Genomic DNA, 23,423 nt, shown 5'->3' on the forward strand with positions numbered 1-23,423 from the left:
CGCAGCGGTGCGGGTGCGCCACGAGAGCGAGCCCGGAACAGGTTTTCAGGCTTGGGCGATCTCCAGGAGGGTGTTGAGCATGGACTGGGTGGCCGGGCGGTCGGCCACCGTTTCCCGCACCGCGACGTACAGGCGGCGGGCCGGCTCCGGATTGCGCACCGGCCTCACCACCACTCCGGGGTGCACGACGTCAAGTCCCAGGCGCGGGACCAGCGCGACGCCCAGTCCCGCGGCCACGAAGCCCTGCGCTGAGTAGCTGCCGTCGGTCTCCAGCACCACCTTGGGCGTGAACCCGGCGCTGGCGTAGGCGTCCCTGAGCAGCATCGAGCAGACGTCATCGCTGGTCACGGCGCTGTTGATCCAGGATTCGCGGGCCAGCTGGACCAGGTCCACGCAGTCCTGGGCGGCCATCGGGTGCGATTTCGGCAGCACCAGCCGGTACGGGTCGTCGCCGAGGTGCACGATCCGCACCCCGCGTCGTTCGGGCACCGCTCGCCCCATCACGATGATCGCCAGGTCGGCCTCGCCGCGGGCCACCTCGTCGAGCGGCCCGACCTCCTGCGTCCGCAGGTCGAGCTGGACTTCGGGATGCTCGGCCCGGAACTTGGCGACCGCGGGCGGGATCAGCCCGACGCTGGCGGTGTGGAAGAACCGCACCCGCAGCAGGCCGGTGCGCCCGGCGCGGATGTCGGCCAGCTCCGCTTCGGTGCTGCTGAGCAGCTCGGCGATCCGCCCGGCGCGCTCGGCCAGCAGGGTGCCCGCCGGGGTCGGCCGGAGCCCGCGCCCGACCTTCTCCAGCAGCGGTGTGCCCGCCTCCTTCTCCAGCGTGGACAGCTGCTGGCTGATCGCGGACGGGGTGTACCCGAGGTTCGTCGCGGCCGCGCTGACCGAGCCGCTGGTGACCACGGCGCGCAGCACATGCATCCGGCGTACGTCCAACACGACTCCACGATACAGCAATCCTAAAGCATCGGTTGATTTTATTTCACTTGTTCTTATGTCTTGATTGGCGCAACGTGGTAGGCGGAAATCGGTTCGGCGGGCGCCGAAACATCGACGACCTACCTTCACGGCGACACCTCGACCACGCGATTCCCCGCGAGACCGGAGAGGACATGAACAACCCGACCAACTACGTCCGACTGGGCGTGCTGGCGCTGCTGTGGGGCTCCAGCTTCCTGCTGATCAAGCTCGCGCTGGGGGCGCTCTCCCCGACCCAGATCGCGCTGACCCGCATCGTGCTCGGCGCCGCGGTCCTCCTCGCGCTGTGCGCGCTGCGCGGCATGCGACCGAGCCGCGACCGCAAGCTGTGGCGGCACGTCGCCGTCGCCGCGCTGTTCGGCAGCGCGCTGCCGTGGGTGCTGTTCGGTCTCGGCGAGCAAACCGTCGACTCCGGCCTGACCGGCGTGCTGAACGCGACGACGCCGCTGTGGACGGTGCTGTTCGGGCTGTTCGCGGGTCGTGAGGCGATGCCGCCGACCCGGCTCGGCGGGCTGCTGCTGGGGTTCCTCGGGGTGCTGCTGATCTTCGCCCCGTGGCAGGGCGGCAGCCTGCTCGGCTGGGGCGTGCTCGCCTGCCTGGGCGCGGCTGTCAGCTACGGGGTCGGCTACGTCTACATCGGTCGGAACCTCACCGGGAACCACGGCCTGCCACCGCTGGCGCTGGCCGCCATGCAGATGGTGGCCGCCACCGGATATGCGCTGCTGGCGCTCCCGCTCGACGGCCTGCAGCCGGTGCGCTGGGAGCCCCTCGCGCTGCTCGCGGTCGCGGTCCTGGGCATCTTCGGCACCGGACTCGCGTTCGCGATCAACTACCGGATCATCGGCGACGAAGGCGCGACGACGGCGTCCACGGTGGCCTATCTGATGCCGATCGTGTCGGTGCTGCTCGGTTGGTTGCTGCTCGGCGAAGAACTGGGCCTGCGGGTCCTGCTGGGCATGGCGATCGTGCTGCTGGGGGTAGCCCTGACCCGCCGCTCCGCCACCACGAAGTACGTTGCCTCACCCGCTCCGGAGGAGGACGAGATGTCGAACCAGCTCCGCACCGAGGCCGCCCGCACCACCCGCACCGCCCGCACCGCCCGCACCGACGAACTCCCGCCGATCGAGCCGCCCGGCGCCTGGACGAGGTTCCGCCTCGCGCTGATGCGCGGCTCCCAGCTCTACGCCGACCTGGCCACCAACCACCCGCTGAAATGACCTGGTCCGGGGAGTTCCTGGTCTAGAAGCGGCAACTTCCCGGAGGCCGCGGTGGGTAAATCTCGGACGTGTAGGCGTACAGCGACCCGGCGACGCCGTTCATGGAGAACGACAGCGCAACGGTGAACCAGAAGATCATCACGTTGTCGCTCACGGTACCCAGCCGGGCGGCGCAGCCGATGCCGCAGCGCAGGAACACGACGATCGTCCACTTGCGGTCGAGGCGTGGTCGAGGCGTTCGCCGATGGAGACCCGAGTCACACCAGGCGGCGGTCTGAGGCCCAGCGGGACAGCTCGTAGCGGTTCGACAGCTGGGTCTTGCGGAGCACGCTGGACACGTGCGTCTCTACCGTCTTCACCGAGATGAACAGCTCGGACGCGATCTCCTTGTACGCGTAGCCGCGCGCCAGCAGCCGCAGCACCTCGCGCTCCCGCGGGGTCAGCAGGTCGAGCTCCGGGTCGCCGACCGGGGCCGAGTTCGGGCCCTCCGAGAAGGCGTCCAGCACGAAGCCCGCCAGCCGCGGCGAGAACACCGCGTCGCCCGCCCGCACCCGCTCGACCGCGTCCGCGAGCTCCCGCCCGGAGATCGTCTTGGTGACGTAACCGCGCGCCCCGCTGCGGATCACCGCGATGACGTCCTCCGCCGCGTCCGACACCGACAGCGCCAGGAACACCACTTCGGTGTTCTTGCTGCGCACCTGCCGGAGCACCTCGGCTCCGCCGCCGTCGGGCATGTGCACGTCGAGCAGCACAACCTCGGGGCGGTAGTGGTCGATCCCGGTGACTGCCTCGGCCACCGATCCCGCCTCGCCGACCACCTCGACCCGGTCGGCGGACGCGCCGAGCTCGGCGCGCACCCCGGCGCGGAACAACGCGTGGTCGTCGACCAGGAACACCCGGACCGGCCGGGCTTCGCTGACCTCGGGTGTCGCTTCACCGGTCACGATCAACATCCTCCATCGCTGGGTTCGTCCCGCAGGGTACGCGAGTTCACGCCGCCGCCCTGGGCATTTCCATCTGCACCTCGGTGCCCGAGCCGGGCGAGGTGCGCACCTTGACCCGGCCGCCGTGCCGCTGCATGCGGCCGTGGATCGAGTCGGCGAGGCCGTGCCGGTCGTCGGGCACGCGGTCCGGGTCGAACCCCGTGCCGCGGTCCCGCACGTACACCGAGACCTGCTCGGACTCCACCTCCGCGTAGACGCTGACCTCCGCGACCCCCGCGTGCTTGGCGGCATTGACGACCGCTTCTCGGGCCGCGGCGAGCTGCGCGGTCAGCCGCTCGTCGAGGTCGCAGTCTCCGACGACGACCTGCTGGACCTTGATCGCGAAGACGTCCTCGACCTCGCCGCAGACCCGGCCCAGCTCGGCCGCGAACCGGGCGGCAGGCGCGTCGTCGATCGCCGCCTCCCGCTCGGAACCGTAGCCGTCGGGGCCGTACAGCCAGTTCCGCAGCTCGCGTTCCTGGCCCCGCGCCAGGCGGCGCACTTCGCGATCGGAGTCGGCCTGCTTCTGGATCAGCGCGAGGGTCTGCAGCACGGAGTCGTGCAGGTGCGCGGCGATCTCGGCGCGCTCCTGGGAGCGGATGCGGCTGGCCCGCTCGACGTTGAGATCGCGCACCAGCCGCACCCACCACGGCACGGTCAGCACCGCGACGCCGATCAGCGTGGCGAGCACCGAAAGCAATCCGAAGCGGACGTCGTCGATGGAGGAGGTGCCGACCAGGAAGATCACGAGGCCCAGGACCACCAGCGCCGCCCCGGCCGAGATGCGCACCAGCGCCGCCCGCCCGCCGCCGCCGAGTAGCGCGCCCGCCACCCCGGACCGGGCGCCCTGCCGCCACCGGCGGCGCTGCGACTCGTCGGCTTCCCGCCAGACCACGGCGGCCCCGACCAGCACCACCACCAGCGGGGCGACGACCCACGTCGGCGCCGCTATGAACGACCCGGCCGCCACCATCGCCCCGATGCAGAGCAGGATCATCCCGACGCCCTGCTGGCGCTCCTTGCCGGAGATGGGCTGTTCCGCGCCGCTGCTCTGCGGCACGAACACCCAGAGCAGCGCGTACGCGAGGATTCCCGCCCCGCCGCACACGGCTAGCGCTGCGAAGGCGCCGCGCACCCACAGAACCGGGAGGTTCAGGTGCTCTGCGACACCGCCGGCGACCCCTGCCACCAGCCGTCCGGTGCGTCGGCGTCGCAACTGCCCGGACGACGTGGACTGCGTCGCCAGCGGCACTGTCGGCCGCTCCGCCAGCGGCGTCGCATCGGCCGCTTCCGCCTGATGAGTCCGTTTCCGCTTAAACCGGGCCGTCACGACAACGATCGTCACACGCCCGCATGCGCGCGGGCATCGGGGACGGCCCCTGACTTTCCGGGCAGTCTCAGGGGCGTCCCTGATGCGTCCGTGGACATCGCTCTCGGATAGTGGCAGCTATGAGCAGCACGAAGTTATCCGGCGCCGCCGGTTTCGAGGACACCTTGCGGAGCTTCTGGGCTACCCGCCCGGTGCGGCCTCGCAGGGGCGGCAAGCTTGGTGGTGTGTCCGCCGCGATCGGCACGCGGTACGGCATCGATCCGATCCTTGTTCGCGTCGCCTTCGTGCTGGCCACGATCTACGGCGGCGCCGGGGTGGTGCTCTATCTGCTGGGCTGGTTGGTGTTCCCGAAGGAAGGCGATCTGCTGCCGGGTTCGACCGAGCCGACCCGGGAGCCGACGTCAACCGGGTTGGCCGTGGTCCTCGTGCTGCTGCTGATCCCTGGCGTGTTCTGGCTGACGAGTTCGCCGTCGATCATCGGCGTGGCCCTCGGTCTCGGCGCGCTCTACCTCCTGCACCGCAACTACGGCGACCGCGGCGTCACGCCGACGGCGACAGCACCGGCCGCAGCGGCTCCCGTCGCCGGTCCGCAGCCGGCGGTTCCGGTGGCCGAGAACACCTGGGTCTACCCCGGCGTCGCATCGACCACGACGAACGCAGCGCAGGGCGAACAGCCGCCGCAGCAGCCGCCGGCCTGGGATCCCCTGGGGGCCGCACCGTTCGCCTGGGATCTACCCGAACCGAGCGAACCCGAGGAACCCCAACCGCAGCGGCCCAAACGGCGCTGGATCACCATCGCGACCCTGGCGCTGGCGGCATTCGCATCGGTACTGGCCGCGGCGATCGGCGCGCGGCCGGAGTCGGCGCTGGCGATCGCACTCGCCGTGCTAGGACTCGGCATGATCGGCGGCGCGTTCCTGCGGGGCGGTCGCGGGCTGATCGGGGCGGCGATCCCGGTCGGCGCGTTGGCCGTGGCGACGGCGGTGCTGCCGATGGGCGACTTCACCGGGAACATGGGCAGCGACGAGGTCCGGCCCACCTCGATCGAGAACGTGCTCCCGCACTACCAGCGGTCGGCCGGTTCCGTCCTGTTCGACCTGCGGAACCTGCAGATCACCGACGGTCAGGAGCTGCGCACCGGAGCCAACGTCGGGTTGGGCGACGTCACCGTCCAGCTGCCGCCGAACGTGGACGTGACGGCGCGGTGCGCGTCGCAGCTGGGCGACGTGCGGTGCTTCAACGACACGGCGGACGGCCGGGGGGCGGACATCTCGGTCACCGACCAGGGCGAAGACGGCCCCGGCGGTGGGCACATCGTGCTCGACCTCGTGGTGGGCACTGGAAGCGTGGAGGTCACCCGTGGCTGACAACGAGATCAACCCTCGTCCCGACCGGGACGGTCCGGACGTGATGACGCTGGTCGCCGGCCTGCTCTCGGTCGCTGTCGCGGGCGGCCTGCTGTTCGGCTTCGGCGGTCACATCCAATGGCTGCTGGCGGTCGCCGCCGTCGTGATCGGCGTCGTCATGCTGATCGCCTCGTTCCGCACCCGCCGCGACACCTGAGGTCGGAAATCGAAGGCCCGCGATTTCCGGCTCTCCTGACGTATGTGTGGGTTAAGTGCGCCCGGGGAGGGTGAGTGTCGGGCCGCCGAGGTTGAGCATGACGAGGGCGATCAGGGCCTGGGGCGTGTGGAACCCGAAGGCCATGCGGGTGAAGAGTCTGATCTTGGTGTTAGTGGACTCGATCAGGCCCTGAGACAGCCCGTGCTCCAGGCTGGCCTCGATGGACGCGCGGATGCGGACCACGGACTTGCAGAGCTTCTGGATGGGTTCCAGGGTGCTGCGCCCGGCCTCTTTGATCCAGGCGTCGAGGATGCGTTTGCCCTGCTTACCCCTGGCTTGGAAGACGATGCGGAGTTTCTCTTTGAACGCGTAGGCCTCGTGGAGGCGGGGGCTGGAAGCCGTGATCCACTTCAGGGTGAGGCTTTGGTCCTGGGTGAGGTTGTCGGGATTTTTCAGCAGGGAGTAGCGGGCGTTTTTGAACTCCCTGGCCAGGTCCTGCCGTGGGGTTTCCGGCTTCGGATCATCGGCAGTGGGGCGGCCGACACGACGGTCCTGTTCTGCGCGTTCGGTGTCGGCGAGTGCTTTGAGGGCACGCCATTCCTGGCGGCGGACGGTATCGATGGCGTCGGTGGCCCAGGCCACGATGTGAAACGGGTCGGCGCACAAGATCGCTTGCGGGGCGCGTTGTGTGACCGTCGAGGCGATCCAGTGCGCCGCGTCAGCGCTGACGTGGGTCAAGGCCGCGGTGCGTTCGGGTCCGAGTTCGTCGAAGAACGTGCTCAACGTGGCGGCGCCCAGGCCCGGCGCGGCCCAGATGACCCGACCGGTGTCGTGGTCGACCACGATCGTCAGATAGCGATGGTTCTTCTTATAGGAAACCTCGTCGATCCCGATCTTGCGGACCCCGTCGAGCAGGTCGATCTCAGCGGAGATGTCGGCCCAGACCCGGTCGATGACCGACCCGACCGTTTTCCATGCGATTCGCAGCAACTCCCGCACGGTTGACTTCGAGGTTCGCACCGCCAGCCACGCCACCTGGGCGTCAAAGACAAGCGTGTGCCCGGCACCATGCCGAGCCCAGGGCACCCGAGCCACAGTCACCCCGTGCTCGGCACAGCGCACCCTGGGCGCGTCGGCTGCCAGCCACATCTGCGTCAGCCCGCAATCCACACTCCGCCACTCACGGCGCCTCCCGCCGTCGTATCCAGGGCTTCTCCGACCGCACCGGCCGCACCGGTCATGCTCGCCCTTACGGCGGCTGGGCCGCACATGCAGCACTACCCGCTCAGAGCCACACGCTCGATCACGGTCCTGTCGTCCAGACCCGCCATCGCGCGCCATACACTGACATCCGGCACGTCGTTCGCTCCCTGATCAGCTTGTTGATCTCGCAACCAACAACCTAGCCCAAAGCGACGGCGTGCCTTCATCTTCCGGACCCAACCCCAGGCCACACGCCCACTAATCGATCACAAGAGCCCGATTTCCGTTGAAATTGCGGAGCCGCACCTCGGGGTGGGGCTGGGCACGACCCGTCAGAGCACGATGCCGAGGACGATGCAGACGATCGCGGCCAGCGCGGCCGCCGGAATCCCGAATGCCAGCAACCGGTGTTGGGTCCGGAGGCTGTCGCGAACCTCCTGCTCGCTGCGGGTGGAGATGATGAAGAAGCCCTTCTGCTCGGGCTTGCCGATCACCAGCGGACCGATCTTGTCGTGCACCTCGCCGAGGATGTACAGCCGCCGACCGGGCCGGATCACCCACTCCTTGTACTCGTAGCCGACCGTGCCGCTGTTGTCGAGGATGTTCGGCAGCTGGAAACCGAACACGGTCGGCCCCTGCGGGTTGTGCGGCTCGAACCGGTCGACGACCTGCTCCGGCCGATCCGGTTTGGTGCCGTTGGGATCGACGCCGATCAGCACGCTGTGGTCATCGCGCAACGCGTAGCCCTCCCACGACGTGTGCTCGGCGACGGTTTCGCTGCCCCGGTCGACGTGCCGACGACCGTCCCGGTAGCGCACCCGCTCGTAGCGCCGCTTGACGACGTAGCGGAACCAAACACATACGGTCTTGCTGAGCTCGGAGATGAGCACGCCTTCCGGGCGCGGGTGGGCCGCGCCGACGACCTCGCACTCCTTGCGGAATCCGCCCCGCGCGCCGACGTCGTCGGAAGCCTTGCGCAGCAGCTCCAACTGGTTGACCGGCAGGGTTTCCGCGCCGATCATCGCGTGCAGCTCGTCGCGGGCACGACGCATGAAGTAGAACCCGACGGCGGCCGCGACCAGCAGCACGACCCCGATGATGATCACGGCCATCGCCCCTCCCCAGATCAGTCCCGCCCGACCCTAGTTCCGCACGCCCGGCTCGGGCATCGATTTCGGCAGAACAGCAACGCTCGCCACAACTCCGCCCGGGACCGCGATCCGCGGGCTACCGCGATTTCGCGAGAGATCGCCGCAGCCCTTCCCGACCGCTGCGCGGGATCTGAACGCGTTTCCAAAACACGCCACGCGCGGGACCTGATGCGGAACCGGTGGGCATACTCGATCGATCCACTCGGACCGCTGGGTGCGCGGGAGTGGGGCGCTCCCAGCTACTTGGAAGGAGCCGACATGGCCCCGAGACGACGGCTCGTGGCCGGTGCCGCGCTCGCCCTGGTCGCCTCCGCGCCGCTGTTCGAAGCCGATGCGACGCCCCGCGCCGAGGTGTTCTTCGACGACTTCTCCGGGTCGGAGCTCGACCGTTCCAAGTGGACGGTCGAGGTCACCGGCGAGAACTTCGGCACCGTCAACCAGGAACAGCAGGCATACGTCGATTCGCCCGAGACCATCTACCTCGACCAGGACCCGTCGACCGGGGCGAACAACGGTGCGCTGGCGCTGCACCCCCGGTTCGAGCCCGGTCACCAGGCGCCGGACGGCCAGACCTACGACTTCATCTCCGGCCGGATCAAGACCCAGGACAAGGCCGAGTTCACCTATGGCAGGTATTTGGCGCGGCTCAAGCTCCCCGAGAACGCCACCGCATCCGGGCTGTGGCCCGCGTGGTGGTCACTGGGCGCGAACATCGACGCGGGCAAGCCGTGGCCGGAGTGCGGCGAGATCGACGGGATGGAGCACGTCGGCGAGCCGTGGACGAGCTCGGCGCTGCACGGCCCGGAGTACCACGGCGACACCCCGTTCACCAAGCGCCAGAACTTCGAGAGCACGGACCCGGCGGACTGGCACGTGTACGAAGTGGACTGGACGCAGGACGGGTTGACCTTCTTCGTGGACGACACCGAGACGTACCGGGTCACCAAGCAGGAAATCCAGTCCAAAGGCTGGACGTGGGCGTACGACGACCCGCAGTTCCTGATCCTGAACTTCGCGCTCGGCGGCGGATACCCGAACGGCGTCAACGGCGTGACGGAACCGTACTTTGGCCTACCGCAGTCCACGGTGGACAAGGTCGCCGCGGGCGACGTCCGCTACCTCGTCGACTGGGTCCGCGTCGAGCAGTGACCGCGCGATTCCACGAAAGCGATGAGCTCTTGCGCCCTACCTGGAAATCTCTGGTAGGGCGTCGTCAGAGCCGACCGGAGCCCCGCGGTTCTCCCCCGTGCCCGGCAGGCGGAGCCGGGACGGCGAGGACGCGGTCCCGGAGGACCGGCAGCTCGGCCCGGATCGCCGCAACCGAACCCACGTCGACGTCGGCGGTCAGGACTTCCTCGTCCGCACCCGCCTCGGCGAGCACGGTGCCCCACGGGTCGACGACCAGGCTTCCGCCAGCCTGGTCGACGCCGCTGTGCGAGCCCGCGGCGCAGCACGCCAGGACGACGGCCTGCTCCTCGACCGCGCGGGCGCGCACCAGGATCCGCCACTGCTCGCGTCGCCGGGCCGGCCACGCGGCGGGCACGACCAGGATCTCCGTCCCGGCATCGACCAACGCGCGGAACAACTCGGGGAAGCGCAGGTCATAGCAGGTGGCGAGGCCGAGGTCGCCGAACTCGGTAGGGATCGTCACGACATCTCGCCCGGCGGCCATCAGCACGGCCTCACCGGTGTCGAAGCCGTAGCGGTGGATCTTGCGGTACGTGGCGCGCAGCGCCCCCGTCCGGTCGAAGACCAACGCTGTGTTGTAGAGCGCACCGTTGCCGTCTCGCTCCACCAAGGTCCCTGCGTGCAACCACACGGCCGCAGATCTGGCCGCCGCCGCCATGACTTGCACCGTCGGACCGTCCACCGGTTCGGCGCCAGCCTGCCAATCGACGTAGGCCCAGGCGCCGGTCGTCCAGAGTTCCGGCAGCACGACGACGTCATCGCCCACCCGGCGCCGGACCAGCCCGGCGACCCGCGCTCGGCGTTCGTCGACGGATTCGGTGTCCGAGACCGAGAGCTGAACCAGGGAGACGCGCATTTCCGGGCCCCCTTCCACGAGCGTCCAGGCGAACGGCGGGAGCGATGCCATTCTCGCCCCGCCGGCCGAACCGCACTCCGCGGACCGGTGCCCCATCGGATGTGCAGCAGCTCAGGCGGCGAAACATGCTGGCGGCCCCGGACGCTCCGGCACCGGCCGACTCCGCAACGGCCGACTCCGCAACGGCGCTTCGACCCACTCCGGTGATGCGCGAAGGGCACCTTCGACCGACATGCCGGTTGACCATCCCGGTCGAAGGTGCCCTTCGCTCAACAGACCTCGGGGGTCACTCCCACTCGATGGTGCCCGGGGGCTTGGAGGTGACGTCCAGGGTTACCCGGTTGACGTCGGCGACCTCGTTGGTGATCCGGGTGGAGATCCGCTCCAGCACGTCGTAGGGCAGCCGGGTCCAGTCGGCGGTCATCGCGTCCTCGCTGGACACCGGGCGCAGCACCACCGGATGCCCGTAGGTGCGGCCGTCGCCCTGGACGCCCACCGACCGGACGTCGGCCAGCAGCACCACCGGGCACTGCCAGATGTCGCGGTCCAGGCCCGCCGCGGTCAGCTCCTCGCGGGCGATCGAGTCCGCCGCGCGCAGCGTCGCGAGCCGCGCCGCGGTCACCTCGCCGATGATCCGGATGCCCAGGCCAGGCCCGGGGAACGGCTGCCGGTGCACGATCGTCTCCGGCAGGCCCAGCTCCAGCCCGACCCGGCGCACCTCGTCCTTGAACAGCGCGCGCAGCGGCTCGACGAGCTCGAACTGCAGGTCGTCGGGCAGGCCGCCGACGTTGTGGTGGCTCTTGATGTTCGCCGCGCCGGTGCCGCCGCCGGACTCCACCACGTCCGGGTACAGCGTGCCCTGGACCAGGAAGTCGATCTGCTCGCCGGCCGCACCCGCCTCGGCCTGCAGATCGCGGGCGGCCTGCTCGAAGACGCGGATGAACTCGCGGCCGATGATCTTGCGCTTCTCCTCGGGATCGGTGACGCCGGCCAGTGCGCCGAGGAACCGGTCCACCGCGTCGATGGTCACCAGCCGGACACCGGTGGCGGCGACGAAGTCGCGCTCCACCTGGGCGCGCTCGCCGGAACGCAGCAGTCCGTGGTCGACGAACACGCAGGTCAGCTGGTCGCCGATGGCGCGGTGCACCAGCGCGGCGGCCACCGCGGAGTCGACGCCACCGGACAGCGCGCAGATCGCCCGCCGGTCGCCGATCTGCTCGCGGATCGCCGCCACCGTCTCGTCCACGATGGACGCGGTGGTCCACTGCGGGCGGATCCCGGCGATCTCGTGCAGGAACCGGCGCAGCACCTCCTGACCGTGCGGCGAATGCATCACCTCGGGGTGGTACTGCACGCCGGCCAGCTGGCGCTCGACGTTCTCGAAGGCGGCCACCGGGGTGTCCTTGGTGGCGGCGGTGACGGCGAAGCCCTCCGGGGCCTTGCTCACCGAGTCGCCGTGACTCATCCACACCGGGTGGTGCCCGGGCAGCTCCGCGTGCAGCGTGCCGCCGTCGCCGCTGACGTCCAGCTCGGTGCGGCCGTACTCGCGGGTGCCGGTGTGCTCGACCGTGCCGCCGAGCGCGGAGGTCATCGCCTGGAAGCCGTAGCAGATGCCGAACACCGGGATGCCCGCGTTGAACAGCTCCGGGTCGATCTGCGGCGCGCCGTCGGCGTAGACGCTGGCCGGGCCGCCGGAAAGCACGATGGCCGCCGGGTCGCGGCGCGCGATGTCCTCGACCGGGATGTCGTGCGGCACGACCTCGGAGTAGACCTGCGCCTCCCGCACCCGTCGCGCGATCAGCTGCGCATATTGGGCGCCATAATCGACAACGAGAACAGGCCCCTGCCCCTGGCGATCGGGGCCGTTGCTGCTTGCGGTACCGGACACGTCGTCGAAACCTCCTGGCGAGAGCGGTGGCGCCCATTGTCCCAGGTAACCGAGGCCACAACGGCACCGCCCCGGGCCTCCCGCAAGGCCGCGCGCCCCGGGGTCGCCACCGCAACGGTGCGCGGGTCAGCTGAGTTCGCGCTGCCAGCAGCAAGAGCCCGGCGACGTGTTCACCGATGACATCGCCCCAGCCGCCGAGAAGCGCCTGGGTCGCCCGCTCGGCGTTGGCCAGCGCCTCGGTGTCAGGGGGCAGGAACGCAGCCGTGCCCATGAAGAGGCTGCTGGCCAGCATGCTGAGCACCACGACGCCGTACACCACGGCGGCGACGCGCAGCGCGGTTCGATCGCTGACCCCCGCGACACCGGGCTGGACCTGGGGGACGCAGGTGGGCGTGCTGAACGCCGTCAGCCGCGATCAACCTCGGAGCATCAGGCCGACCTTCTGGAACTCCTTGAGGTCCCGGTAACCCGTCTTGGCCATCGCGCGGCGTAGGCCGCCGAAGAGGTTCAGCGTGCCGTACGGGTCGCTGCTCGGGCCGAACAGCAGCTGCTCCAGGTCCGCTCCGGAACTGGCGAAGCCGACGATCTCGCTGCGCGGCAGGCTCGGGTGCGCGGCGGCGGACGTCCAGTAGTAGCCCTGCGCCGGCGTCTCGGCCGACTCGGTCAACGCCTCGCCGAGCATCACGGCGTCGGCACCGCAGGCGATCGCCTTCGCGATGTCCCCCGAGTACGACAGGGCACCGTCGGCGATCACGTGCACGTAGCGCCCGCCGGTCTCGTCCAGGTAGTCGCGGCGGGCCGCGGCGGCATCGGCAATCGCGGTCGCCATCGGCACCCCGATGCCCAGCACCTGCGTGGTGGTGGCTGCGCGGGACTGCCCGAAGCCGACGATCACCCCGGCCGCGCCGGTGCGCATCAGGTGCATCGCGGTGCGGTAGTCGCCGACCCCACCGGCGATCACCGGCACGTCGAGCTCGGCGATGAACCGCTTGAGGTTCAGCGGCTCGCCGTCCCGGGCCACGTGCTCGGCGGAGATGATGGTGCCCTGCACGACCAGCAGCTCGACGCCGGCCGCGAGCAGGTCCGGGGTCAGCTCCTCGGCGTGCTGCGGACTGACCCGCGCCGCCACGGTGACACCGGAGTCCTTGATCTGCTTCAGCGCGGTGGCCAGCAGGTCCGCCCGGATCGGCGCGGCGTGCAGCTGCTGCAGCAGCCGGATCGCGGCCTCCGGGTCGCTGTTCTCCTCGGCGGCGCGGACCACCTCGAACAGCTTCTCCTCGACGTTCTCGTGCCGCGCCCACAGCCCCTCGGCGTTCAGCACGCCTAGACCGCCGAGCTCGCCGATGCGCACCGCGGTGGCCGGCGAGACGATCGCATCCGTCGGGTGCGTGACCAGCGGGATGTCGAAGCGGTAGGCGTCGATCTGCCAGGACAACGAAACGTCCTTCGACGACCGGGTCCGCCGGGACGGCACGATCTCCACGTCGTCCAAGTCGTAGCCGCGCATGGCCGTCCGGCCCATGCCGATCTCAACCTGATCCCGCACGTCAGTCCCTCCTCGCAGCACCGCTGTCCGACGGAACATTCTCGCTGCGGCATCCGGGCGACGTACAACTGGGGCACCTAAGCTCGCGCTGCCGCCGGTGAGGTGGAGCGAACGGCCCGTTCGCCTGCGCTAGCGAGACGAGCGGTCCGTTCACCCCACCATCCCGCGCCGAAGACGACCCGGCCGCCGCCTCGCGGGGAGACGGCGGCCGGGTCGGTGGTGCTCAGCGGGTGGTGTAGTTCGGTGCCTCGACGGTCATCGTGATGTCGTGCGGGTGGCTCTCCTTGAGCCCGGCCGCCGTGATCCGCACCAGCTTCGCGTCCTGCAGCTCCGGGATGGTGTTGGAGCCCGTGTAGCCCATGCCCGAGCGCAGACCGCCGATCAGCTGGTCCACGACCTGCGCCAGCGGCCCGCGGAACGGCACCCGTCCCTCGATGCCCTCCGGCACCAGCTTGTCCTCGGACAGCACGTCGTCCTGGAAGTACCGGTCCTTGGAGTACGACTTCGCCTGGCCCCGCGACTGCATGGCGCCCAGCGAACCCATGCCCCGGTACACCTTGAACTGCTTGCCGTTGACCAGCACCAGCTGGCCCGGCGACTCGGCGGTACCGGCCAGCAGGCTGCCCAGCATGACGCTGCTCGCACCGGCCGCGATGGCCTTCGGGATGTCGCCGGAGTACTGGATGCCGCCGTCGCCGATCAGCGGCACGCCCGCCGGGCGGCACGCCATGCTCGCCTCGTAGATGGCGCTGATCTGCGGCACGCCGACCCCGGCGACGACGCGAGTGGTGCAAATCGAGCCCGGCCCGACGCCGACCTTCACCGCGTCCGCACCGGCGTCGACCAGCGCCTGCGCGCCGGCCCGGGTCGCCACGTTGCCGCCGATGACGTCGACGGAGTTGCCGAGTTCCTTCTTCAGCGTCGCGACGGTGTCCAGCACCGCGCGCGAGTGCCCGTGCGCGGTGTCCACGATCAACACGTCAACACCCGCGTCCACCAGCGCCATCGCGCGCTCGTGCGAGTCCGCGCCGACGCCGACCGCGGCGCCGCACAGCAGCCGGCCGTCCGGGTCCTTGGTGGCGCTGGGGTACTGCTCGGTCTTGACGAAGTCCTTGACGGTGATCAGCCCGCGCAGCTTGCCGGCGTTGTCGACGATCGGCAGCTTCTCGATCTTGTTCCGCCGCAGCAGCCCGAGCGCGGCCTCCGCGGTGACGCCGACCTGCGCGGTGATCAGCGGCGTGGCGGTCATCACCTCGCGCACCCGGCGGGTGTAGTCCACCTCGAACCGCATATCGCGGTTGGTGATGATGCCGACGAGAGTGCCGTCCGGGTCGGTCACCGGGACACCGGAGATGCGGAAGCGGGCGCACAGCGCATCCACCTCGGCGAGGGTGTCGTCCGGCGAGCACGTGACGGGGTCTGTGACCATGCCGGCCTCGGAGCGCTTGACCACCTCGACCTGGGCGGCTTGCTCCTCGACCGACAGGTTGCGCTGCAGGATGCCGACGCCGCCCTGCCGGGCCATAGCGATCGCCATCCGGGCCTCGGTGACCGTGTCCATCGCGGCCGACAACAGCGGCACCCGCAGCCGGATGTTGCGGGACAGCTGGGTGGACGTGTCGACGCCGCTGGGGATCACGTCGGATTCGTCGGGCAGCAGCAGGACGTCATCGAAGGTCAGACCCAGTGTTGCGAACTTCGAGGGGAGGCCGGGTGCGGAGAGTTCGCTGGTCATGGCGAGGGATGTGCCTTCCTTCACGCTGTGGTCCACAAACCTGCGGATGCGGCTTGGATGTCCTCGGCGATTACGTCGTGCAACGTGGCATCGGCGGCGGGGATTCCCTCAATGATAGAGACCACAGGTCAGGGCCCGTTTGCCCCGTCTGCGGAGGCGTGTGCCACGCCACGGCAGGCACCAAAACCCGCCCCGACAACCCCACGCGGTCGACGCAGCCGGTACCGTGCGGGCCGTGCCGCACGATCCGATGCCACCAGACCCGTTCGCGGGTGACCCGGAAGATCCGAGCATGGCACTCGGCGATCACGACGCCGACGACGGCCCGCCGCTCGGCGACGAGGAGCGGGCCGAATTGCTCGCCGACCTGACCGATCTCGCCGTCTACCAGGCACTGCTGGAGCCCCGCGGGCTCCGCGGCATCGTGGTGGACTGCGCGGACTGCGGCGAATGCCATTACCACGACTGGGAGTTGCTGCGTGCCAGCCTGGAGCAGTTGCTGCGCGACGGCCAGATGCGCCCGCACGAGCCGGCGTTCGACCCGAACCCGAGCGACTACGTCACCTGGGAGTACTGCCGCGGCTACGCGGACGGCGTGACGGAAAGCGAAACCACCCGCTGACGTTTTCCACCGCGCACGAACGAAAAGAGGGGCTTCCCACCGGGAGCCCCTCTGCTGCTTCAGGAGTACTGGGCAGTCATTCCGTCACGGATTGCTGGTGCTCTTCTCGGGGAGTACATCCGAGCCCGAGCCGCTGGACGGATGTTCCGAGCTGCCGCTGGTCTCGCTCGGCGATGTGCTCGACAGCGGCGGCGTGGACGACGACGGTGGCTGCGACGAGCTGTCCGTCGGCTGCACCGGCGGCGGGGGCAGCGGCTGCGACGGCGACGGCGAAGTGCTCGGCGTCGGCGGCGTCTCGGAAGTCGGCTGCTGCGAGGGCTGCTCGTGCTCGTGGTCCATCCGCGCGGTCAACGAGGCGTGTGCGGCGCGCAGGTCGGACAGGCCGTGCTCGTCGTCGACGCCCCGCATCTGCTCCTGCGCGGAGCGCAGCGCGGCCTCGGCAACGGTGCGGTTGCCCTGCTCGATCGCACCCTCCGCGGTGTTCAGCTCGTCGCGAGCCGAGCTCGCGGCCACGACCGCGCGGGTGTGGTCGGTGTAGAGGACCTGGGCGACGCCCCACAGCATGTCGCCGGGCTGCGCGTCGCGAGCGGCCACGCCAACGCCGGTGAACGTGATCATCAGGACCGCGGCGGCGGTGGCGACCGGCACCAGGTGCCGGCGCTTTAGCCTGCGGCGCGGGCGATTGCCCGCCTCGATCGCCGAGGCTGCGGTCTCCACGTCGACGAGATCGCCGATCGGCGCGGCGTCGATGTCCTGGCGCCACGCGACCAGCAGCGCCTCCAGACTGGGGCGCTCGTCGGCCTGCGCGGCCACATCGGGGTTGGTCCCGCCCAGCACGTCCAGCAACGCGTCGTCGGCCTGCAGCGCACTCAGGTCGATCAGCTCTTCGCCGAAGTCGTCGAAGTCGACCAGCTCGTCGCTCCCGTCGGCCGGGCGCGGCCGGAAATCGAGCACGTCAGCACCACCCGTCTCGACGGACGCGGTGTCGGATTCGGTGGTTTCGGACTCGGCCGAGTCGGAATCCCGATGGTTGTCGATCAGTTCCGTTCCCTCGTCTGCGGACCCCTCAGCGGGCGTCAGATCCCGCTCGTCTGCACCGCGCGAACGGTCCTCGTGCCGACCGGACTCGACAGGGTCGCGTCCCGTCGGCTCCCCCTCGGGCCCCTTCCGCTCAGCCATTCAGACCACCTCCTCCGCGGACAGCGTCTTTCGCAGCCGGGCCAACGCGCGGTGTTGAGCCACGCGCACCGCGCCCGGCGTAGAACCGACCGCTTCGGCGGTTTCCTCCGCCGACAACCCGACGACCACCCGGAGCAGCAGAATCTCCCGCTGCTTGGCCGGGAGGACGCGAAGCAGTTGCGCCATCCTGCCCGAGAGCTCACCCTGCATGGCCCGTTGCTCTGGCCCAGCCTCGGATTCCGGGGTGTCCGGAACGTCTGCGACCGGTTCGGAGCGGTTGCGTGCCAACGCACGATGCGCATCAGCCACCTTGTGTGCGGCGATGCCGTACACGAACGCCAGGAATGGACGACCCTGATCCCGGTAGGTGGGCAGCGCGGTCAGCACCGCAAGGCACACTTCTTGGGCCACGTCGTCCGCCGAAGCGAACGACCTCTCGTTTCGTCCGACTCTGGCGCGGCAGTACCGCACCACCAAAGGACGGATTTCGGCCAGCAAGCGCTCGATCGACTGACGATCGCCGTCGACGGCGGCGCCTACTAGAGCGTCCAGCCCGTCCCCCACGTTGGTCATCGCAGACAGCAGCCCTGGTGTTACGCGTTCAAGCGATTCGGATTTGTCCGGCGGAAATCGCGTGCCTCGCACGCCACGCCGAGCTCACCGTACCGGGCAAGGGAAGATCGTTGAACAGCGAGTGGGGGGAGGGGGCCGTCATCGTCACACATTCAGAGATACCAGACGCCGTGCCCGGCGGCGTTTGACCAGGCCACCGGAATGGAGGTGGGACCACGAGCGAAGATCCGAGACGATCTTCACAAGGGCAGTAGGGCAGGACGATCACGACGTTTCGGGGTGTCTGCGACGGTTTGCCGCGAACGCCGGTTTCGGCCCGCCGTGTCCGACTGGGCGGACCGTGGTTCGCGCCACGCTCGCGGCCGCGGCCCGGGAATCCGGGCCGCGCCGAAGTGGCGCGGACCACCGCCGCGCTCGTAACGTCAGCTCGCTTCAAGCCAACGCCCTCGCCGGGCACCGGCAGCCCGGGATCGTCCTGCCGGTGCGCTCCGATCGGCAGCCGCGCGGTGATCACCGCGCGCGGCGATCACGCGACGAGGCCGCGGCGGAAACCGTGCGCCACCGCTTGCGCGCGGTCTCGCACGCCGAGCTTCCGGAACAGCCGGCGCGCGTGGGTCTTGACCGTGTCCTCCGAGAGGTAGAGCTCCCGGCCGATCTGGCCGTTGCTCTTTCCCTGGCTCATGCCCCGCAGCACTTGGAGCTCGCGCTCCGTCAGCTGCACGCCGGGGTCGGACGGCTGCCGGGGTGCGGGCACCGAAGTGCTCGCCAACGTGTGCGCCAGCGCCGCGACCAACTCCGGCCGGGAAGCATCCCAGCGGAGGTAGCCACGGGCTCCACCGGCGATCGCGGCGGCGATGCTCGCCGCGTCGTCCGGCGCACCGAACACGATCACGTTCGCTTGCGGATGCGCAGAGACGAGCCGACGGGTGGCCTCGACGCCGTTGGGCACCGCACGCTGGGTGCCCACCAGCACGACGTCGACGGCCTGCCGCGAGAAGCGGGCCAACAGCTCGTCACCATGCGCAACGCAATCGATTCGACTCACTCCGGGGACAGCAGACATCACACGAGTGAGCCCTTCCCGGACGCTACGTCGGTCATCGCAGATCAGGACCGTCGTCACGGGAACTCCTTTCCTGCAGGCGAGTGACGTTCCACCTCCCCTATCGGACGCAGGGGCCAAAACCTTGACACGATCCGGTGCTTAATCCGTCAAGAAATTTTGCGCCCCCCACGTCGGAGGAGGTTTCACCGGAACGGAGCAAGCCGCCAAAACCGGGTGGTTCACCGCCCGAGAGGCCGTCGGCCACGCCCCGTACCTGCAGTATTCACCCGATTGCACACAGTCGTGACCGCCGTTTCGCCCGTCCGCACGAAGATTGTCACCCCACCCGTACAGCGCAATGTGATTTGTAACACAATCGTGCTCGATTCAACCCAGAACGGTCTCCGAAACACGCGCCACAGCGGCATCGAGCGAATCGAGGAGCTCCACGTGCGCGGGCAGCGTCTGCTGCGCCCAGCCGCCGCCAGCCACGAAGGCGCGGACGCGTTACCGGGTGATCGGGATGTCATCCAAGACGCGCGGCGAGGCGTAGTACGACTGGTCCGCCCAGAGCACCACGGCAGCCGGCGCGGAGCGGCGCACCGCCGCTGCCAGCCCTTCCCTCGGCAGCGCGGCACCGAACAGCCGGTGGCCGACGCGGTTGGCCGCGAGCGCCGCGGCGAGCGCCACGAGCTCGAGTTCCTGCGCTTCGCCGGGCACCGGCGCGAGCACCACCGGGCGCGGGTTGATCGGCGCCGACGCGTTCGCGATCACCGACCGCAGCGCGGTTGACGCGCAGTCGACCAGCAGCTGCAGGACCTCGATGCCGGAGCCGGACCGCTGCCGACGTTCGCTGACCGCGCGCAGCACCGGCTGCAGCATGCCCTGCCAGGTCTCCACGACCCCTTCGCTGTCCATCGACTCGATCAGCAGCCGGTGCACGGACCAGGAGTCCAGCGCGAGCGCCGCACGCCCCAGGCCGCGGGCGCGGGGCCCGGCTCCGGTGAGCTTCAGCCCGCGTCCGCCGGTGTTGGAGCCGCCGACCAACTTGATGTCACCCGCGCCGTCGAGCACACCGGACAACATCATCGGTCCGTCGCCGGATTCCTCGGGCTGCGTTTGCTGCTTGGCCGCATCGGGGTATCGCTGCGGCAGCGGTGCGGCGACGGCGCGCGCGTAGCGGGCCGCCTCCATAGGCGAGGCGCCTCGCAGCAGAGCACGTTGCATCTGCTCCAGGCGCGCGATGTCGTCCGGGCCGTACCGACGGTGCCGACCACTGGTGTGATCGCTGGGGCCGAGCCCGTACCGGCGATCCCAGGTGCGCAGCGTGGCGGGAGCCACACCGAGCCGGCGGGCCACCGCAGCGACGCTGAGACGCGGCTGGCCGTCCGACGCAGCGCCGTCGGGGCCTTCGGCTGGCCCCGGATCGTCGCTCGGATTGGAGGTGTCCTGCCCCTGCACAGGTTCCGGCCGCGTCGTCACGCGGGACATGTTCCGGTTCCGGCTCGTGGAGGGCAAGCCATTAGGCGTCGATCTTCGTCACCCAAAGATCACTCCAATGATGAACAGCTTTTGGCGCAATAAGGGTTGAACAAGTTTTGGCGCGGTTCTACGGTCGGATCATGCGAGGCTGCGGCGCCGCCGCAGCGGGGAGGGGACCCACCGCTAGGAGGTGGTTTGCGCAATGGCAGACACTCGACGTCTTCCAGGACCGAACGCCGATATCTGGGATTGGCAGATACGGGGCTCCTGTCGAGGCATGGACAGCGCGTACTTCTTTCATCCGGACGGCGAGCGCGGCCCGGCGCGAGCCCGGCGCGAGGCGAAGGCGAAAGAGGTGTGTCAACACTGCCCGGTGATCGCGCAGTGCCGGACCCATGCACTTGCCGTGCAGGAGCCGTACGGCATCTGGGGCGGACTGTCGGAATCGGAGCGAGAAGTGATCATCAAGGCGCGCAAGCGTCAGCAGCTGGCGGTCGCGGCCAGCTGATGCGCTTGCGTCGGCCGCCGCGGCAAGGACCGCGAACGGCCACCAGAGTCGAATGACCACGAGGGGCGTCATTCGACTCCGGGCAGGGCGAAAGAGAGATCGGGGCGGCACCCAGGATGTGGGTGCCGCCCCGATCTTTCGCGCGTGCCGGTCTGGCTACGCGGTCACGAGCCCGGCTCAGTGCCCGTGGCCGTGGCCGTGCCCGGCAGCTTCCGGCTTCTCCTCCGGCTTCTCCACGACCGCGCTCTCGGTGGTGATCACCATGCGGGCGATGGAGGCCGCGTTGGCGACCGCGGATCGGGTCACCTTCAGCGGGTCGACGATGCCGGACTGGACCAGGTCGCCGTACTCGCCGGTCGCCGCGTTGTAGCCGGCGTTCCAGTCGAGGTCGCGGACCTTGGAGACCACGACGGCGCCTTCCTGGCCCGCGTTGTTGGCGATCCAGAACAGCGGGGCGTCCAGCGCGCGGCGCACCAGCTGCACGCCGGTGGCCTCGTCACCGGTGAGCCCGAGGTCGTCGGCCAGCACCTTGGCGGCGTGGATCAGGCTGGACCCACCGCCGGGGACGCTGCCCTCCTCCGCAGCTGCCTTGGCGGCGGCGACGGCGTCCTCGATGCGCGACTTGCGCTCCTTGAGCTCCGTCTCGGTGGCCGCACCGACCTTGATCACCGCGACGCCACCGGCCAGCTTGGCCAGCCGCTCCTGCAGCTTCTCGCGGTCCCAGTCGGAGTCGGTGGCCTCGATCTCCTTGCGGATCTGGTCGGCCCGGTCCTTGACGTCCTCGGCCTTGCCGCGGCCGTCCACAATGGTGGTGGTGTCCTTGGTCACGGTGACCCGGCGGGCCGAACCGAGGACCTCGGGGCCGGCCTCGGACAGCTTGAGCCCGACCTCCGGCGCGATGACCTGGGCGCCGGTGGCGACCGCGAGGTCGTCCAGGAACGCCTTGCGGCGGTCGCCGAAGAAGGGGGCCTTCACCGCGACGACCTTCAGCGTCTTGCGAAGCGCGTTGACGGCCAGGGTGGACAGCGCCTCGCCCTCGACGTCCTCGGCGATGATCAGCAGCGGCTTGCCGCCCTGCGCGATCTTCTCCAGCAACGGCAGCAGGTCCTGCAGGTTGGAGATCTTCTCCCGGTGCAGCAGGATCTGCGCGTCCTCCAGCACCGCCTCCTGCCGCTCCGCGTCGGTGACGAAGTGCGGGGAGATGAAGCCCTTGTCGAACTGGACGCCCTCGGTGATCTCCAGCTCGGTGGCCAGCGTCGAGGACTCCTCGATGCTGATCACGCCGTCCTCGCCGACCTTCTCCATCGCCTCGCCGATCAGCGCACCGATGGTCTCGTCGCGGGAGGAGACGGTGGCGATCTGGGCGATGTTGTCGCGGCCCTTGACCGGGGTGGCCTTGGCCTTGAGCGCCTCGACGACGGCGTCGGTGGCCGCCTGGACGCCCTTGTTCAGCGCCGCCGGGTTGGCGCCCGCGGCCAGGTTGCGCAGGCCCTCGCGGACCAGCGCCTGGGCGAGCACGGTGGCGGTGGTGGTGCCGTCGCCGGCGACGTCGTTGGTCTTCGTCGCGACGTTCTTGGCGAGCTGGGCGCCCAGGTTCTCGAACGGGTCGCTCAGCTCGATCTCGCGGGCGATGGTCACGCCGTCGTTGGTGATCTGCGGCCCGCCGAACTGCTTGTCCAGCACGACGTGCCGACCGCGCGGCCCGAGGGTGACCTTCACCGCGTCCGCGAGCTGGTTGACACCGCGCTCCAGCGCGCGGCGCGCCTGCTCGTCGAAGGTGATCTGCTTAGCCATGATTCCAACAGCCCTTCATCGGTACCTGATCTATTGAGGCCGTACCTGTTCCATCGACAAGTCCCGCTGCCCCGGACGTGCGACCGCCCCGGGGTCCCGCGGTCGGGACCGCCGGGGCGGCATTGCTCGCTTGGTGCGGCTGCGTCAGTTGACGACAGCCAGCACGTCGCGGGCGGAGAGGATCAGGTACTCCTCGCCGTTGTACTTGACCTCGGTGCCGCCGTACTTCGAGTAGATGACGACGTCGCCTTCCTTGACATCCACCGGGATGCGGTTGCCCTTGTCGTCGACGCGACCCGGGCCGACAGCCAGAACCTTGCCCTCCTGGGGCTTTTCCTTGGCGGTGTCCGGGATCACGATGCCGGACGCAGTCGTCGTCTCGGCCTCGCTCGCCTGGACCACGATCTTGTCCTCAAGCGGCTTAATGCTCGCCACGGTGTGACCTCCACCTTCTGGGGCCTTCGAAGCGTTGTCTGGGTTAAGACGGCTCCGTGGCTCCCCGTCGTCGCGGGTGCCGGGGCGCTGCGGTGCCGTTCTGCTAGCACTCTACCGATGAGAGTGCCAACGCTCAACAACTAC

At 69.7% G+C, this 23,423-nt stretch carries 21 protein-coding genes and 1 pseudogene; 6 read left to right on the top strand and 16 right to left on the bottom strand.

Going from position 1 to position 23,423, the window contains the following annotated elements; all coding sequences use genetic code 11:
• Positions 1 to 45: 45 nt before the first annotated feature.
• Entirely contained in the window at positions 46 to 942 is an 897-nt protein-coding gene (locus SSPN_RS0140025) for a LysR family transcriptional regulator (protein WP_029536203.1), read from the bottom strand.
• A gap of 173 nt (positions 943 to 1,115) precedes the next feature.
• Between SSPN_RS0140025 and SSPN_RS48200 the strand changes: the two genes are divergently transcribed.
• The gene (locus SSPN_RS48200) at positions 1,116 to 2,198 is read left to right on the top strand and encodes a DMT family transporter (RefSeq protein ID WP_010316071.1); all 1,083 of its coding nucleotides are present in this window, start codon (positions 1,116 to 1,118) and stop codon (positions 2,196 to 2,198) included.
• A 22-nt stretch (positions 2,199 to 2,220) separates the two neighbouring features.
• On the opposite strand, the gene SSPN_RS57390 is transcribed toward SSPN_RS48200, so the two are convergent.
• From SSPN_RS57390 to SSPN_RS0140045, 3 genes are read right to left on the bottom strand one after another with little or no spacing between them, the layout of a single operon-like run.
• Positions 2,221 to 2,397: a hypothetical protein gene (locus SSPN_RS57390; protein WP_010316073.1), complete on the bottom strand. Its 177-nt coding sequence runs from the start codon at positions 2,395 to 2,397 to the stop codon at positions 2,221 to 2,223.
• A 58-nt stretch (positions 2,398 to 2,455) separates the two neighbouring features.
• Entirely contained in the window at positions 2,456 to 3,151 is a 696-nt protein-coding gene (locus tag SSPN_RS0140040; RefSeq protein WP_010316076.1) for a response regulator, read from the bottom strand.
• 37 nt (positions 3,152 to 3,188) lie between these two features.
• Complete coding sequence (locus SSPN_RS0140045) at positions 3,189 to 4,511, bottom strand: ATP-binding protein (RefSeq protein WP_010316078.1); 1,323 nt, start codon at positions 4,509 to 4,511, stop codon at positions 3,189 to 3,191.
• A gap of 119 nt (positions 4,512 to 4,630) precedes the next feature.
• Between SSPN_RS0140045 and SSPN_RS0140050 the strand changes: the two genes are divergently transcribed.
• Positions 4,631 to 5,878 (top strand): PspC domain-containing protein, encoded by a 1,248-nt coding sequence (locus tag SSPN_RS0140050; RefSeq protein ID WP_010316080.1) that lies wholly within the window; start codon positions 4,631 to 4,633, stop codon positions 5,876 to 5,878.
• Positions 5,871 to 6,074 carry a hypothetical protein gene (locus SSPN_RS0140055; RefSeq protein ID WP_010316081.1) on the top strand — a complete coding sequence of 68 codons (204 nt, stop codon included), beginning with the start codon at positions 5,871 to 5,873 and terminating at the stop codon, positions 6,072 to 6,074. The genes SSPN_RS0140050 and SSPN_RS0140055 overlap by 8 nt, the downstream gene beginning before the upstream one ends.
• Positions 6,075 to 6,125: 51 nt before the next feature.
• On the opposite strand, the pseudogene SSPN_RS48205 reads toward SSPN_RS0140055, so the two are convergent.
• Positions 6,126 to 7,432: pseudogene (locus SSPN_RS48205) on the bottom strand (ISL3 family transposase).
• Between the two features lie 177 nt (positions 7,433 to 7,609).
• Positions 7,610 to 8,389 (bottom strand): E3 ubiquitin ligase family protein, encoded by a 780-nt coding sequence (locus SSPN_RS0140065; protein ID WP_010316084.1) that lies wholly within the window; start codon positions 8,387 to 8,389, stop codon positions 7,610 to 7,612.
• 297 nt (positions 8,390 to 8,686) lie between these two features.
• Between SSPN_RS0140065 and SSPN_RS0140070 the strand changes: the two genes are divergently transcribed.
• Positions 8,687 to 9,577, top strand: coding sequence for a glycoside hydrolase family 16 protein (locus tag SSPN_RS0140070; RefSeq protein WP_029536206.1), 891 nt, complete (start codon positions 8,687 to 8,689; stop codon positions 9,575 to 9,577).
• Positions 9,578 to 9,641: 64 nt separating this feature from the next.
• On the opposite strand, the gene SSPN_RS48210 is transcribed toward SSPN_RS0140070, so the two are convergent.
• The 4 genes from SSPN_RS48210 to guaB all read right to left on the bottom strand — a co-directional run bounded on the left by SSPN_RS48210 (position 9,642) and on the right by guaB (position 15,641).
• Entirely contained in the window at positions 9,642 to 10,472 is an 831-nt protein-coding gene (locus SSPN_RS48210; protein ID WP_044577346.1) for a carbon-nitrogen family hydrolase, read from the bottom strand.
• Between the two features lie 286 nt (positions 10,473 to 10,758).
• Positions 10,759 to 12,360, bottom strand: coding sequence for a glutamine-hydrolyzing GMP synthase (gene guaA, locus SSPN_RS0140080; protein WP_029536207.1), 1,602 nt, complete (start codon positions 12,358 to 12,360; stop codon positions 10,759 to 10,761).
• Between the two features lie 415 nt (positions 12,361 to 12,775).
• On the bottom strand, positions 12,776 to 13,906 hold the full coding sequence (locus tag SSPN_RS0140085) for a GuaB3 family IMP dehydrogenase-related protein (RefSeq protein WP_010316092.1): 1,131 nt from the start codon (positions 13,904 to 13,906) through the stop codon (positions 12,776 to 12,778).
• Positions 13,907 to 14,129: 223 nt separating this feature from the next.
• Positions 14,130 to 15,641, bottom strand: a complete 1,512-nt coding sequence (gene guaB, locus SSPN_RS0140090) for an IMP dehydrogenase (RefSeq protein WP_010316094.1) — start codon at positions 15,639 to 15,641, stop codon at positions 14,130 to 14,132.
• A gap of 250 nt (positions 15,642 to 15,891) precedes the next feature.
• On the opposite strand from guaB, the gene SSPN_RS0140095 reads away from it, so the two are divergent.
• Positions 15,892 to 16,263: a DUF5319 domain-containing protein gene (locus tag SSPN_RS0140095; protein WP_010316096.1), complete on the top strand. Its 372-nt coding sequence runs from the start codon at positions 15,892 to 15,894 to the stop codon at positions 16,261 to 16,263.
• 84 nt (positions 16,264 to 16,347) lie between these two features.
• Here the strand turns inward: SSPN_RS0140095 and SSPN_RS48215 are convergent, their stop codons facing one another.
• The 4 genes from SSPN_RS48215 to SSPN_RS48220 all read right to left on the bottom strand — a co-directional run bounded on the left by SSPN_RS48215 (position 16,348) and on the right by SSPN_RS48220 (position 20,551).
• A complete protein-coding gene (locus SSPN_RS48215) occupies positions 16,348 to 17,442 on the bottom strand; it encodes an anti-sigma-D factor RsdA (RefSeq protein ID WP_010316097.1) in 1,095 nt (364 codons plus the stop codon).
• Entirely contained in the window at positions 17,443 to 18,015 is a 573-nt protein-coding gene (locus SSPN_RS0140105; protein WP_010316099.1) for a sigma-70 family RNA polymerase sigma factor, read from the bottom strand.
• 526 nt (positions 18,016 to 18,541) lie between these two features.
• Positions 18,542 to 19,138, bottom strand: a complete 597-nt coding sequence (locus tag SSPN_RS0140110) for a response regulator transcription factor (RefSeq protein WP_029536209.1) — start codon at positions 19,136 to 19,138, stop codon at positions 18,542 to 18,544.
• Between the two features lie 429 nt (positions 19,139 to 19,567).
• Entirely contained in the window at positions 19,568 to 20,551 is a 984-nt protein-coding gene (locus SSPN_RS48220) for a MerR family transcriptional regulator (RefSeq protein WP_010316103.1), read from the bottom strand.
• 193 nt (positions 20,552 to 20,744) lie between these two features.
• Here SSPN_RS48220 and SSPN_RS0140120 point away from each other — a divergent pair, with 193 nt between their 5' ends.
• Positions 20,745 to 21,050, top strand: a complete 306-nt coding sequence (locus SSPN_RS0140120; RefSeq protein ID WP_029536210.1) for a WhiB family transcriptional regulator — start codon at positions 20,745 to 20,747, stop codon at positions 21,048 to 21,050.
• A 177-nt stretch (positions 21,051 to 21,227) separates the two neighbouring features.
• On the opposite strand, the gene groL is transcribed toward SSPN_RS0140120, so the two are convergent.
• Entirely contained in the window at positions 21,228 to 22,844 is a 1,617-nt protein-coding gene (gene groL, locus SSPN_RS0140125; RefSeq protein WP_010316107.1) for a chaperonin GroEL, read from the bottom strand.
• Between the two features lie 144 nt (positions 22,845 to 22,988).
• Entirely contained in the window at positions 22,989 to 23,279 is a 291-nt protein-coding gene (gene groES, locus SSPN_RS0140130) for a co-chaperone GroES (protein WP_010316109.1), read from the bottom strand.
• Positions 23,280 to 23,423 lie beyond the last annotated feature (144 nt).

Origin of the sequence: Saccharopolyspora spinosa NRRL 18395 (assembly GCF_000194155.1) — a bacterium.
GTDB classification, from domain to species: Bacteria; Actinomycetota; Actinomycetes; order Mycobacteriales; family Pseudonocardiaceae; genus Saccharopolyspora; species Saccharopolyspora spinosa.